11 protein-coding genes are annotated in these 14,106 nt (G+C 59.5%); 3 read left to right on the top strand and 8 right to left on the bottom strand.

Features of this window, described 5'->3' with window-relative positions; genetic code table 11:
- Nucleotides 1-3: 3 nt before the first annotated feature.
- Complete coding sequence (locus OH720_RS18945) at nucleotides 4-855, bottom strand: STAS domain-containing protein (protein WP_272602431.1); 852 nt, start codon at nucleotides 853-855, stop codon at nucleotides 4-6.
- Between the two features lie 243 nt (nucleotides 856-1,098).
- Entirely contained in the window at nucleotides 1,099-1,620 is a 522-nt protein-coding gene (locus tag OH720_RS18940; RefSeq protein WP_272602430.1) for a DUF4142 domain-containing protein, read from the bottom strand.
- Nucleotides 1,621-1,837: 217 nt separating this feature from the next.
- Between OH720_RS18940 and OH720_RS18935 the strand changes: the two genes are divergently transcribed.
- Entirely contained in the window at nucleotides 1,838-2,071 is a 234-nt protein-coding gene (locus OH720_RS18935) for a DUF465 domain-containing protein (protein WP_180203441.1), read from the top strand.
- 142 nt (nucleotides 2,072-2,213) lie between these two features.
- Here the strand turns inward: OH720_RS18935 and OH720_RS18930 are convergent, their stop codons facing one another.
- From OH720_RS18930 to OH720_RS18905, 6 genes are all read right to left on the bottom strand, one after another.
- Nucleotides 2,214-3,305: an SMP-30/gluconolactonase/LRE family protein gene (locus OH720_RS18930; protein ID WP_272602429.1), complete on the bottom strand. Its 1,092-nt coding sequence runs from the start codon at nucleotides 3,303-3,305 to the stop codon at nucleotides 2,214-2,216.
- Entirely contained in the window at nucleotides 3,302-4,453 is a 1,152-nt protein-coding gene (locus OH720_RS18925; protein WP_272602428.1) for a sterol desaturase/SRPBCC family protein, read from the bottom strand. The genes OH720_RS18930 and OH720_RS18925 overlap by 4 nt, the downstream gene beginning before the upstream one ends.
- A 254-nt stretch (nucleotides 4,454-4,707) precedes the next feature.
- Entirely contained in the window at nucleotides 4,708-5,571 is an 864-nt protein-coding gene (locus OH720_RS18920; protein WP_272602427.1) for a LysR family transcriptional regulator, read from the bottom strand.
- A 96-nt stretch (nucleotides 5,572-5,667) separates the two neighbouring features.
- Nucleotides 5,668-7,515 (bottom strand): amidohydrolase, encoded by a 1,848-nt coding sequence (locus OH720_RS18915; RefSeq protein ID WP_272606486.1) that lies wholly within the window; start codon nucleotides 7,513-7,515, stop codon nucleotides 5,668-5,670.
- Between the two features lie 294 nt (nucleotides 7,516-7,809).
- The gene (locus OH720_RS18910) at nucleotides 7,810-8,124 is read right to left on the bottom strand and encodes an SCP2 sterol-binding domain-containing protein (RefSeq protein WP_272602426.1); all 315 of its coding nucleotides are present in this window, start codon (nucleotides 8,122-8,124) and stop codon (nucleotides 7,810-7,812) included.
- Nucleotides 8,125-8,187: 63 nt separating this feature from the next.
- A complete protein-coding gene (locus OH720_RS18905; RefSeq protein WP_272602425.1) occupies nucleotides 8,188-8,898 on the bottom strand; it encodes a histidine phosphatase family protein in 711 nt (236 codons plus the stop codon).
- Nucleotides 8,899-9,099: 201 nt separating this feature from the next.
- Between OH720_RS18905 and sohB the strand changes: the two genes are divergently transcribed.
- Both sohB and OH720_RS18895 read left to right on the top strand, forming a co-directional pair.
- Nucleotides 9,100-10,122, top strand: coding sequence for a protease SohB (sohB, locus tag OH720_RS18900; protein ID WP_008059244.1), 1,023 nt, complete (start codon nucleotides 9,100-9,102; stop codon nucleotides 10,120-10,122).
- Nucleotides 10,123-10,310: 188 nt separating this feature from the next.
- Complete coding sequence (locus tag OH720_RS18895; RefSeq protein WP_272602424.1) at nucleotides 10,311-14,093, top strand: dermonecrotic toxin domain-containing protein; 3,783 nt, start codon at nucleotides 10,311-10,313, stop codon at nucleotides 14,091-14,093.
- Nucleotides 14,094-14,106 lie beyond the last annotated feature (13 nt).

The raw sequence follows: 14,106 nt of genomic DNA, 5'->3' as shown, positions 1-14,106 counted from the left end.
GGCTCAGTCCGCCTTGTTGACGGTGAGTCCCAGCCGGGTCAGGGCCAGTTTCAGGGCATCGGCCAGGTTGGCCTTGGTAACCACGCCTTGCAGGTCCAGCCCCAGGTGCACGATGGTCTGGGCGATCTGCGGGCGCACGCCGCTGATGATGCAGTCGGCGCCCATCAGGCGAATCGCGGTGACGGTCTTGAGCAGGTGCTGGGCCACCAGGGTATCGACGGTCGGGACGCCGGTGATGTCGATGATGGCGATCTCGGAGCCAGTATCGACGATGCGCTGCAGCAGCGATTCCATCACCACCTGGGTGCGTTGCGAGTCCAGCGTGCCGATCATCGGCAGGGCCAGGACGCCGTCCCAGAGCTTTACCACCGGGGTCGACAGCTCCAGCAGTTCTTCCTGCTGGCGCTTGATCACGGCTTCGCGGGACTTCTGGAAGGTGCGGATGGTGTGCATGCCCAGGGCGTCGAGCAATTCGGAGATTTCCCAGAGTTGCTCTGCCAACAGGGCCGGGCTGTCCTGGTAATGATTCTGCAGGAGGGCAAACAGCGGACCCTTGAGCGAAAAGATGAAACTGGCGGTCTGGTGCGAATCCTGGCCGAGTAGCGCGCGGCTGTGGGAAAGCTTGTCGAGGAACTGGCGGATTTCATCCCAGCCGGCGGCGGCGATATTCTGGTCATTGCCGTTTTGCAGGCCCGAGATGACCAGCTGCAGGAATTCCGACGTCTGCTGTTGCAAATCCTGCTCTTTGAGATTACGCGTGGCGCCACTGGTCTCCAGGCCGTTTTTCCATTCGGCGAGCAGTTGTGCCTGGTGGTTCTTCATCGCATCGAGCGTGCTGGTTTGCAGTGCCGCCATGGGACTTGTCTCCTTGAAGGGTATGCGGCCGATTCCCGGAAAAAATGACCGGCGCAAAAGCAGTGACATTTCGCGGATGAAATAGTTGTTCGCGTTCGACAGCAATTTTCATTCGCCGCCTATGGACTGTAGGAGCTGGCGGAGGCTGCGGTCTTTTTTTTTGCATCGACAACCGAGGGCGGCCTGGTGTGGCCAAATAAAAAGACCGCATCGATGGATGCGGTCTTTTCATTCTGATGAGGATCACTTGTCCGGATGGGCGGCCTGAAGTTTTTTCGCCATATCCAGGTGTTTTTCCAGCCCCGGCAACATTTTTTGCGCAAAGCCCTTGAGTTCCGTTGCGCCTTTGGTCCTGTCGTCGGTCACGGTATTGGCTTGTTTCTTGAACAGTTCGATGGCGTCTTCGTGAGCCTTGACCTGGTTGTTGGCGTAGGCCGAATCGAAGGATTCGTCACGCATGTCGAGGATCTTTTCCTTGGCCTGCTTCACCAGCGTCGTGTTGTCCGGCACTTCGATGTCATTCTTTTTCGCGATGGCCGCCAGTTCATCGTTGGCCTTGGAATGATCGGTGATGATCATGTTGGCGAACGCTTTTACATCGGCTGACTGGCTTTTTTCCAGGGCCAACCGGCTGGTTTCGATCTCGGCGATGCCGCCGGCGGCCGCCTTGTCGACGAAATCATTGTCGGTTGCAGCGAAGGCCGTGCCCATGCTGGTGCTCAAGGCGATGGCCAGGGCGAGATGGCGCAGGTTGAATCTGTCCATTGGTTCTTCTCCACACGGTTGTCATGGGCGATCGAGTTGATCGTTAACTTGTGGAGGCCGCGGTGGGGGTAAAGGTTTTATCGCATTTGCGACAGGACGACGAATGGGCACCGCTGGTCTGACAGATGGTCGACAGAACCGGCCAACCAAGGCCATTCTGATAGTTGGCGAACGCAATCAGTCGCGTTTGCTACCGATTAACAAACGGAGGTGTTCCATGCCGGTGCCCCACGACCTTTTTCAGGATTTGAGTTGCACAAAGGAAGAAATCCAGCAGAAACGCACCAAGGATCCGTTACTGGATTCACTGATCAACAAATACTCGCTAGCGGATGCCGAAGTGGTGAAGGCAGAGCAAGCCAAATCCAGTGATGACGCAGTGACAAAGCTCAAGGCCAAGCGCCTGGAGGTCAAGGACAAGATCGTCAAACAGCTCCAGTCGTCGTCCTGATGCTCCGTGATGAGCCACCGACAGTCGGTGGCTGGGCAATTGGAACGACGATCCTGACCGGCACCTCGAATGTTCAGGGCCGGTAACCCGCAAATCACTGATCCCCTGTGGGAGCAAGCCCGCTCCCACAGTTTGATCGGCGTTACTTCTGCAAAGCGGTACTCAGCGGCAACCGCACCATGTTTTTCGCTTTCAACGAGCCAAAATACAACCAGTCCCCATACTCACGCACGGTGGTGATCGGCGCGTAGCTGTCGCTGCTGCCGTCCTGCAGGTTGGCGATCACCTTGCCCTCAAGGTCCAGTCCCAGCGCGAAGGCGCGTTTTTCCACCGGTTTGGGCAGAACGATCATTGCTCGTGCAATCATCTTGCGCACGAAAGGGTGAGGCGCGGTTTTGTCGAGCAAGGCGTTGCGCGGCGCATACAACGCCACCCAGAAACGGTCGCGGCCGTTGAAAGACAGGTTGTCTGGCAACCCCGGCAGGTTATCGATGAACAGGTCATGGGTGCCGGCATTCGGCCCGCTCAACCAGTAGCGAGTGATGCGATACGCACCGGTTTCGTTGACCAGCACGAAGGTATCGTCCGGACCCAGGGTCACGCCATTGGCAAACTCCAGCTTGTCCAGCAGCATCGTGGTCTTGCCGGTCTGAAAGTCATACCGCAGCAAGCGTCCGTCGCCGCCATGTTCGATGATTGCCTCACCGTCCTCGCCGTAGCCGAAACGGCTGGAGGCGTCGCTGAAGTAGGCGTAGTGCCCGGACTTATCGATGGCCACGTCGTCGGTGAAACCCAGCGGCACGCCGTTGGCGCTGGTCGTCAAGGCCACCAGGCGACCCTGGGCGTCCAGTGACAACAACCCCTTGACGGCGTCGGCGATCACCAGCAAGCCATTGGGGTGGCGGGCCAACCCCAGGGGGCGGCCGCCGGTATCGGTCAACATCTTGGTCTCCTGGCCGTCCAGGCTGGTGCGAATGACCCGGCCATCGTGCAACCCGGTGATCAGCGCATTGTTTTCCAGGAGCAGCGCTTCAGGGCCGTCGATGTTCTGTGCGCCGACGCGGGCCACGCCCTTGAGGCGCTGGTTGTCCGCGTACAGGCCGCTGCTGAGGGACGGCGCCGGTTGCGGTGTCCAGGCCACAGGGTCGACCTTGGTCGGCATCAATAGCAGGAAGGCGCCGAGGGCAACGATCAGCAGCAATAGCCCATGGTGAAACCTGAACGATCGGCTCACGCACGGACTCCTGACGGTGCAAGGTGTTGTTGCGCGGTGTCGCGAAGCGCCAGCATCGACGCTGCCGATTCGCGATCGATGCGTCGCTTGAGCAGCAATTGGTTGGCGATTCGCATCGCCACGCCGCTAAACCGGTATTCCAGCGTGCGCACGAACCGCGTGCCATTACCCTCGACCGCGCATTCGTAAGTCAGCACCAAGGACAGGCCGTTATCGCCATGGGCCCGGGCAATCCAGCGGCGTCCAGGCAGGTACTCATCGACCACCCAACTCAAGTGCCCGTCACGCCCACCGGCGCGGATGTCCTCCTCGAACCGCGCGCCAGCATGCAAAGGCCCTTTCGGACCAATGATCCGAAGGGACGATGGATGCCACTGCGGCCAACTGGTCACGGTGCTGGCATAGGCGAGCACGGCAACGGGATTACCGGCGATGTCGATCTGATGCTGCATGCGGGTCATGGGCGTTCTCTTCAGGTACTCGATGGCCGGTTCCGGTTCCGGCTCCCAGTAAAGGGTGCCGAACAGGTAGTCCATCAACGGAAAGACGATGTTGAAATTACGTTGCTGCATCATTTCGCGGCGGTGATGCAGTTCATGCAGGCGACGCATCTGGCGGATCCATGGCAGGCGCGTAATCCGGTTGTGCGCCGGCAAATGCTCGCAGGCATGGAACACTTCATAGGTCAGGTACCCCAGGACCAGGCAGCCGCCGACCAGCCCGGCGGCGTTGGCGTCCAAGGGCTTGAGCAGCCACCACAGGGGCAGGGCGATCAGCAGCGTGTGCACCACGATCAGCCAGGCGGGGAACAGGATCACCCGCCAGTCGCGAGCGCTGTCATACGTCATTTTGCCGGGGGCGAAAAAGCTGTGATGGTCGCCGGCATGGCGGGCATAGAACATCCGCGCGAAGCTTTTTTTGTGATGGCCGAGGTGTCGGTGCACCATGTACACGATGAAACTGAAGAACAGCAGGGACACCGGTACCGCCAGCCATTCGAGAGGCTGAACCTTATGCACGGTGCTCCAGAAAATGCCGATCGCCACCAGGCCGAACATCAGCACGAAGGTGCCATGCAGCCAGGGGTTATAGCGGGGATGAATGTCACAACGGTAACGGGCGCGGAATGCTTCGGTGGTCTGCCTCACTGCAATCACCTGTCGTTATTGTTATCTCCAGCAGATTAGTCGATCCCGGGGTTTTGGTTGGCGGCTGTCCAGTATTTTTAGTGGTGCTTGCGCTCTCACGGCTGATGAGGGTTTTGTAGGAGCCAGGCTTGCCGGCGAAGAACGGTAACGCGGTGCAGCAGACGCACCGAAGTGTCTCGTTCGCCGGCAAGCCTGGCTCCTACAAAACGAAGAACGATAATGCGGTGCAGTAGATACACCGCAGCGCCTCGGATTCAGGTCAACGGATTCCAGCGTTGTGACCAGTCGTCATCGCCCTTGATCACCTCGCGCAGCAGATCGAAGGCCCGCTGCAGTGCTGCCGAGTCGCGGTCGCGGGAGTACACCAGGTAGGTCGGGTAGCTGAATTCCGGGGCCTTGGGTACGGGCTCCAGCATGCCGTTTTCCAGGTAGCTCTGGACCACCCGGGTGCGGAAGTAGCCGCTGCCACCGTGTTCGAGGATGTACTGCAAACCCAGGGGGCCAAGGTTGAAACTGAGCGCCGCCTTGGCCTTTTCCGGCAGGGCGGCGTCGTGCTGGCGCCGGAAGTGCTGGCCCCAGTCGATGTACACGTAGGGTTCGGGGCGTTCGGGGTGGCGCACGAGGATGAGTTTTTCTTCGAGAATCTGCTCGACCTGCAGGCGCGGCCAGTATTCGGGCTGATAGACCAGCGCCGCGTCGAGCACCCCAAGCTCCAGTTGGCGCAGCAGGTTTTCGCCGTCGCGGATTTCCATGCGCAGCGCATGGCCGGGAATCCTGTCGCGCAGTACGCCGGCCCACCTGAGCATCAACGGATTGCACAGGCTGACCTCGCCACCGATGTGCAGGACGTCGTGGAACCCTTCGGGCAAGGGCAAGTCCCGGCGCGCGGCCTCCCAGGTTTCTACCAGTTGATTGGCATAGATCACGAAAGCCTCGCCATTGGGCGTCAGGCGGGCGCCTGCACGGTTGCGTACGAACAGCGTGCTGCCCAGGTGACTTTCCAGCTTCTGTACCCGCGCGGTAATCGCGGTCTGGGTGACGTGGAGTTTCTCGGCGGCTGCGGCAAGGCTGCCGTGGCGGACGATTTCCAGGAAGGTGCGGGCGAGGTCGATGTCCATGGGGCGGCCAGTGCGGGAAGTGCTGGCATTGTAAGGCAAATCAAAAGATCGTCCGAACGCGGCCCCAGTCCTCGGACGATCTTTTGCTTTTTCAGGTCAAAACGCGAAACAGGAGCAGCCAAACGCCCCCCAGAACCCGCGAAAGTCACTGACCGGCGCATTCGACAAGCGCGCCCGTTCGTGACTGTGCGCATGCACCGCGCAAGCCCCGACGCATTGATGAACCTGAGCCGTCAGCGCTGCCGATGGCTTCCAGTGACCGGGCACCTTGGCCACGGGCGACCACTCGGGCACCACCGGGATGGGCGGGGGGCCGAGTTTTTCGAACTCGTTACTGGCGTAGACCACCTTGCCATCGACAAGGGTCAGCACCGATTCGATACCCTTGATGCCCTCGACCTCCATATGGAAATAGTCGGCCGACAGCGCGATCAGGTCCGCCAGTTGCCCGACCTTGATCTGGCCCTTCTTGCCTTGCTCGGACGAGAACCAGGCGCTGCCATGGGTGAACAGCTCGAGTGCGGTGTCACGGCTCAAGCCTTGTGGATACAGCGCCAGGCCGCCGACGGTACGGCCGCTGACCAGCCAGTACAGCGACGTCCACGGGTTGTAGCTCGACACCCGCGTCGCATCCGTGCCGGCGCCTACCGGCACACCCTCGGCGAGCATGCGGGCAATGGGCGGCGTATGTTCGGCCGCCTTGGCGCCATAGCGATCTACGAAATACTCGCCCTGGAAGGCCATGCGATCCTGGATGGCGATACCGCCACCCAGCGCCTTGACCCGCTCGATGTTCTGCGGCGTGATGGTTTCGGCATGGTCGAAGAACCACGGTAAGCCGTCAAACGGAATGTCGCGGTTGACCTTCTCGAACACATCGAGCATACGGCTGATGGATTCGTTGTAGGTGGCATGCAGGCGAAATGGCCAGCGTTGCTCGACCAGGTGCCGGACCACCGGCTCCAGGTCCTGCTCCAGGGTGGACGGCAGGTCCGGGCGCGGCTCAAGAAAGTCTTCAAAGTCTGCTGCCGAGAACACCAGCATTTCCCCGGCACCGTTGTGCCGCAGGAAATCGTCACCCTGGCCGTAGCGTGAGGTACTGGTCCAGTTCTTGAAATCGGTCAGTTCTTCCTTGGGGCGCTGAGTGAACAGGTTGTAGGCGATGCGCACGGTCAGTTGCCGATCCTTGGCCAATTGCTGAATGACCTGATAGTCGTCCGGGTAATTCTGATAACCACCGCCCGCGTCGATCGCGCTGGTGACCCCCAGGCGATTGAGTTCGCGCATGAATTGCCGGGTGGAGTTGACCTGATGCTCCAGCGGCAGCTTTGGCCCCTTGGCCAGGGTTGAATACAGGATCATGGCGTTGGGCCGGGCGATCAACATGCCGGTCGGATCGCCGTTGGCATCGCGCTGGATTTCGCCACCCGGCGGGTTCGGTGTATCCCGGGTATAACCCACCACTTTCAACGCGGCGCGGTTGAGCAGCGCACGGTCGTACAGGTGCAGGACGAACACCGGCGTGTCGGGCGCGGCCTTGTTCAGTTCGTCGAGGGTGGGCAGGCGCTTTTCGGCGAACTGGAATTCGTTCCAGCCACCGACCACCCGTACCCACTGCGGCGTTGGCGTGCGGTCAGCCTGGTCCTTGAGCATGCGCAGCGCATCGACCAGCGACGGTACGCCTTCCCAGCGCAGTTCGAGGTTGTAATTGAGGCCGCCACGGATCAGGTGCAAGTGTGAGTCATTGAGGCCGGGAATCACCGTGCGCCCGTGCAGGTCGATGACTTGCGTGCCGGGGCCTTGCAGGGCCATGGCCTGGGCGTCGCTGCCGACCACCACGAAGCGCCCGTCCTTGATCGCGACGGCACTGGCCTGGGGTTTCTTGCGATCGACGGTGTGCAGGCGTCCGTTGTAGAGAATGAGGTCGGCGGGGTTGTCTGGCATGGTTTTACTCCCTGCGAACAGCGGGCTGATCCAGGCACCAACGGCGCCTGCGGACAGGCCTTGGAGTACGTGGCGGCGGTTGACGCCGTTGTGGTCCTCAGGTGGGCTCATGTCAGTGCTCCGCGCAACGTGAGTTGAGGGCAAACAGCTGAAAGCAGCCGCATGCGGCCAAAAGGAATATAGACGGCAAATCCGCAGGCAGCCGTTTTCAGGCGAGTAAAACGACGAATCCCGCCACAAGGGGCGGGATTCGTTTGCAGCCAGGGTCGCTTGCGCAAGCCGCAAGCGACGCGCTTAGGCCGGGAACAGCTCGGACAGTTTCATCGCCAGCATCATGTCGCCTTCAGCGCGCAGCTTGCCGCCCATGAACGCTTGCATGCCGTCGGTCTCGCCGCTGACGATGCCTTGCAGGGTTTCGGCGTCCATCACCAGGGTCACCTGGGCGTCAGGGTTTTCGCCTTCTTGCAGCTCGCAGGTGCTGTCCTTGACGACGAGCGAAAAGTGCTTGTCTTCGTCGATGCGGAAACCGAAGACCAGGTCCAGACCGGCAGCAGCGGCTGGGTTGAACTTGGCTTTCATTGCTTGTACGGCATCTGCTACGGAGGTCATGGTTTGATCCTTTTTTGGTAATTAGAGCAGGGTGGTTACAGCCAGGGTCACAATAGTCCGGACTCAGCGAAACGTGATGAGTTCCGGGGCCTTCAACAGTTGCAGGTGCGCATGACTGTTGAAGGAAGCCAGGGCCACCTCGCGACCACGGAATTTCAGGTGGTTGAGCGAGGTGTTGACGATTTGCCAGTTCAATTCAAAAGCCTGTTTTGCCGGCATTTGCGTAATGAGGTGGAGCAGGGCGGTGATGGTGCCGCCGGACGTGAACACGGCGATTTTCTGGGTGTTGTCGGCCTGTTCGAGGATGCGCTGCAGTCCGGACTGCACGCGTTCGACAAAACCCAGCCAGCTTTCCAGGCCCGGCGTGTCGTAGGTGCCGGCGAGCCAGCGTTCGATGATCAGGGCAAAGATGCGCTGGAACTCGCCACGGTTCTGTGCGGCGTTGCGCAGGATGTTCAGCGCTTGCGGCTCATCCGGCAACATGGCAGGCAACAGCGCGCGGATCACCGCGTCGGCGTCGAATTCATTGAACGCGCTATCGGTCTCCAGGATCGGCACCGGCAGGCCCACGGCGGCGTATTGTTCGAGCGCGCTATTGGCCGTATGTTGCTGGCGGCGCAGGTCGCCCGACAGGCACCGATCGAAGCTGATACCCAGTTCGGCCAGGTGCCGACCGAGGATTTCTGCCTGGCGGATACCGGTGGGCGACAGGACGTCATAGTCGTCTGCACCAAAGGAGGCCTGGCCATGTCGAATCAAGTAGATACTGCCCACGTCCGCGTCATCCCGGTACGTTGAAGGTTTGGCGAGGTTATGGGGATGACGGTGAGCTGTCAATGAAAAAACATACGCTTGTTTGAAATGCCTGTTACAGGCCTGTTTCCAGAGGTTTCACGGCTGGTAGCAGGGGCTGCGCATGGGTATGCTGGTGGTATCCCGCGCGCTTGCATGCCGCGCAACGTTTAAGGAGTCCCTGTGGAGTTTTTGTCCGAGTACGCCGTTTTCCTGGCCAAGACCGTGACCCTGGTGATCGCCATACTGGTGGTCCTGGCCAGCTTTGCGGCCTTGCGCAGCAAAGGTCGACGCAAATCCGCCGGCCAGCTGCAGGTCAGCAAACTCAATGATTTCTACAAAGGGTTGCGCGAACGCCTGGAGCAAACCTTGCTCGACAAGGACCAGCTCAAGGCCTTGCGCAAGACCCAGGCCAAGACCGAGAAAAAACAGAAGAAGCAGCCCGACGCCAAACCCCGGGTATTCGTGCTGGACTTCAACGGCGACATCAAGGCCTCGGCCACTGAAAGCTTGCGCCACGAAATCACCGCGCTGCTGACCCTGGCAACACCCAAGGACGAAGTGGTGCTGCGCCTGGAGAGCGGTGGCGGCATGGTGCACAGCTACGGCCTGGCGTCTTCGCAACTGGCGCGTATCCGTGAGGCCGGCGTGCCATTGACCGTGTGCATCGACAAGGTCGCGGCCAGCGGCGGCTACATGATGGCGTGCATCGGCGAGAAGATCATCAGCGCGCCGTTCGCCATCCTTGGCTCGATCGGCGTGGTGGCGCAGCTGCCCAACGTCAATCGCCTGCTGAAAAAACACGACATCGATTTCGAAGTCCTCACCGCCGGTGAATACAAACGAACCCTGACCGTGTTTGGCGAAAATACCGAGAAGGGCCGGGAAAAGTTCCAGGAAGACCTGGACATCACCCATCAGTTGTTCAAGAACTTTGTCTCGCGTTATCGCCCGCAACTGGCCATTGACGAAGTGGCTACGGGTGAAATCTGGCTCGGCATCGCGGCGTTGGACAAGCAACTGGTGGACGAGCTCAAGACCAGTGATGAGTACCTCGCCGAGCGGGCGAAAAAATCAGAGCTTTACCACTTGCACTATGCCGAACGCAAAAGCCTGCCGGAACGCATCGGCATGGCGGCCAGCGGTTCGGTTGATCGCCTGCTGCTGAGTTGGTGGAGCCGGTTGACCCAGCAACGCTTCTGGTAACTTTCAGCGCTTCAAACAAATGAAACCGTGGTAACCGCCACGGTTTCATTTTTTTTGCCCTTCAGAACGCTCCGCTTTCCGTGCTCAAACAGCGAAATTTCCGATCGTCACTGTCAATCGCTCCGACTTTTTCCGGGGAGTGGGTCGAGTAGAGTGGTGGTCCGGAAATGACTGCAACGGAATGCACCATGAATGAACTTCCTCACGATGTTGCCGGCCCTTGCCCGGTGCTGTCTCTGCACATGCGCGATGAACTGAAAAACATCGTGGACATCGCACTGCCACAATCCCCCGGCCAGTTTGGCGAGCACTCGATCAAAGAAAAGTGGGGGACGAACATCGATCCGCAGACTGCCTTGCTGGTGACGCTCGATTACCACTACCAGGGCCATCCCGCACAGGACGGTATCGAACAGGGGCAAGTGGCGCGTTCGCAATCGCTGCTGCAAGCGCTGCTTGCCAATTACCAGACCGTTGAAGATGGACGTTTTGCTGAAACGGCCTTGGGTCTGTACACGCAACCGGACATCGGGCCTTGCGTGCGGATTGTCGAGAACGTCGATGAATTCGCCAACCATGGCAGCGGCAATCATCAGACGTATGAAGGCATTTATCGGCAAACGGTTCCACAAACCTATGGTCCGCTGACCCAGATCGATGTGAGACCGGCGGATTTCAAACGATGGGTGTGGGAGCTGGACCTGCAGGAGCTTTACAAAACCTATCTAGATCAAGCCTGGCCGTCGAACGAAGTGATTGCTGCTGCCAGTCCTTACCCTTTGAGAACATCGACCAAAACCGCATTCGTCATGATGGCCTGGTTGCAGCGTCATGAACGGCGCTTGAGCGAAAAGGGCCTTGCCCTGGCGATGCAGGCAGCCGGTTTGCCAGCGGATCAGCCTTGGGAAACCCTGACGCTCGAACAGCTGAAAGCTCCCACCCGAATGCCGCCGAAGGTCACGGCCAGCCGTCTGAAGCTTTATCGCTATACCGCGACCGATATCTGGATGTTTCGCGATGCGGCCAGTGACCGGGTGCTGGTGTACATCCCGGGCAATTCTTCGCCGCTGCATGAGTTCACCAACGTCTCGCAGCTGCACAAATGGATGGTGAAACAGGGCGCCGCCGAGGACACGAAGCAGGCCCTGGCGACGCACTTTTCCGAAGATGACCGTCAGGACGGTACTTTCCATGCGGGTGTGCTGACCGCTCTGGACGGCATGGCGATTTACCCGAAAAAGCATTGGCTGACCAACAATGCCGGCTTCTTCAATAATGACGGTTATTGGGACCCCGCCGCCTACATCGGCTTCGACGATCAGGCCCTAACCACCGATCCGTACGCACAGCTGGTACTGACGATGAAGCAGGCTGCACGGGACAGTGTCATAACCATCCGTGACGACGCACAGGTCAATCGCGACAATCTGAGCGCCGTGGTCGAGCCGCTCGTACAGTGGGTCAACCGGTTCGGGCCTCTGGCCTTGTTTGTACCGGGAGGGGAAGGTTTGTTGGCGCTGGCTGGGCTGATCGATGCCGGCTACGGGTTGGACGAGGCCGTAAACGGTGAAACGTCCAGTCAGCGAAAGGAGGGCGTAACACGCTTGGTGTTTGGTTTGCTCAACGCGCTGCCGCTGGCGGGCGCCGGGGCGCAGGACAGTGTTGAGCGGGTTGATACCGGCGCACTGATACCTCGTGAGCCTGGCCCTGTGGTACCGCCTGTGGAAGACGGGGTGAAAGCAGAAGCGGGGATGTCACGACTGCAGCTGATGCGCGGTATCGGTCCCTCGGTGGCCTCGTTCAGCGATGAGGTATTGGTGCAGATCGGAAAAGTCAGCACGGTCGATGACGACATGCTGCGCCTGATGCACACTGGGCGACCGCCATCGCCGCTACTGGCCGATACGATCAGCCGCTTTAAGCTCGATCAGGCGCTTGGGCAGGACGGACAAGCCGAATTGTTCAACAGTCGTTACGCAGCATTGCAAGAATCCGGTCATGAATGGGTCCGGCTGTTGCAACGCCAATATCCGGGACTTCCAAAAAGTACCATCGAGCAAATGCTCGACCGCTACGGCGTGGACATCCAGAGCCCCGTGGAAGCTGCCCGTGTCCGGCAAGTATTCAAGCATCTGGACCAAAAGGCCCGGCAGTACCAACAGCATGTGCGGCTCAATCGTGCCTATGAAGGCTTGTACCTGCGTTCGCAGGTCAGTGCGCAAGCGGACACGCTGGCCCTGCATTCGCTGAAAAACCTGCCAGGATGGCCCAAGAACATTCGGATTGAAGTGCGCGAGAACTCCCTCATCGGCCCGATTGTGGATCGCAGTGGTGCGCTTGACGCTCCCAACGTTCGACGACTGATCAAGGTGGCCGGCCATTACCAGGGAAGCATCGGGCAAGTGGATTTTTATGCGGCGCTGCTCGATGTCCTTTCCGGGGACGAGCGCGAGGCGTTGCAACTTTCCCCGATTGATCCGGCCTTGGTATTACGGCACAAAATCAGCGAGCGGGCATTGCCCCGAGCGGAGTTGTTACTCGGACTGCACAGGATGGATTCTGGTCTGCCATTCGAGGCGCAAGGACTACGTGGCGGCGGCTTCCCCGGTACGCCGCAGGCAGCAGCGCTGACGCATGAAATGATGAGGTTACAGGTTAGGGAGATCTATCCGGATTTCTCGGATGCTGAGGCCGATGGACTGCTCCAGCGTGCAGGTGGTGATGCACAGGCGCACATCGATCTGCTGAAACAGCAGTTACAGCAGCTCAACACTGACTTGAGAGGCTGGATCGATCAGGTGGTTCAAGACATTGAGGACATGGACTTTCCCTTCCTCATCGACACTGATGACGAGGCGCAGGGGATGACCGATGAGCAGATCGAAGCACATAACGCCGAGCTGGTTGAAAACACCATGGACTACGAGCGGGAAACCAGGATCGAGTTGGCCGCTGAACTGACCGCAATTTGGCAAGGGCGTGCATCGCCAGACCAGCTCGTCTATTCAGGTGAACAGTTTGTGGGAATAAAGCTCCACATGGGCTTCGAGAACTATCACCGATTACCGGTTATGAACGTCCGGTTCAACGATGTCGTCGAGCTGTCGATGCCACACTTGCATGTGGCCGAGCGTGAATCCCTGAATGGGTTCCTGGAGTGTTTTCCGAATCTGCAGACCTTGGATCTCGAACATGCCGATCTGATCGAATTCGACGCCGAGGGGAATGGGCAGACTGTTCTGCCGACGACCCTGTTGAGCCTGATTCATCTCAGGTCGCTCAGTCTCAAGGGCACCGGCCTTGTGTTCACCCAAGAGACGGCGTCGCGGCTGAGCGGGTTGGTCAGTCTTCACACGCTGGACCTGAGTGACAACCCATTGAGCGTACCTCCCGTGCTGCTCGGGATGAACGACCTGCGGTGGCTGAACTTGAGTAACACCCGGATTACCCGGTGCCCGATCGGCATCAGGGATGAACCCTATATGGTCTCACTGGATTTGCGTGATAACCGCATTGTCCGGGTTCCTCCCGCGGTGATGAATCAGGCTGTCTCGGTGGATCGTGTGCTGCTGGGGGGCAATCCACTGACGGACGAGGACACCCTCCGGCGACTGATCAGTCATCGTGAGCAAACGGGGATCAATTTATGGCTGAACGAGCCAGGCGTTGACTATGGACAGCCGATTGTGTGGCTACGCGGCTGCGAGGAACCGCTGAAACAATCCAGGCAAGCGCTTTGGCAGCGGCTGGCAGAAAAGCCCTCTGGTACGCGGTTTTTGAGCGCGATAAACAGGTTGAGCCTGACCCCCGATTTTCATGTCGGTTATCCGTCGCTTCAGATGCGAGTCTGGGGACTTATGGAAGCGGCAGATGCTTCAGGCGCAGTATGGGGTCGATTGACCGCGGCGGGTGGGCGACTTGAAAATCCATGGGTGGCTTTCACGTCGCTGGAACAGCGCGCAGGCCTTTAAAAGGATTGTGATG

Origin of the sequence: Pseudomonas sp. WJP1 (assembly GCF_028471945.1) — a bacterium.
In the GTDB taxonomy this organism is placed as follows: Bacteria; Pseudomonadota; Gammaproteobacteria; order Pseudomonadales; family Pseudomonadaceae; genus Aquipseudomonas.
Note: the sequence above shows the minus strand (reverse complement) of the source record. Positions and strands in the feature narration are given on the sequence as shown.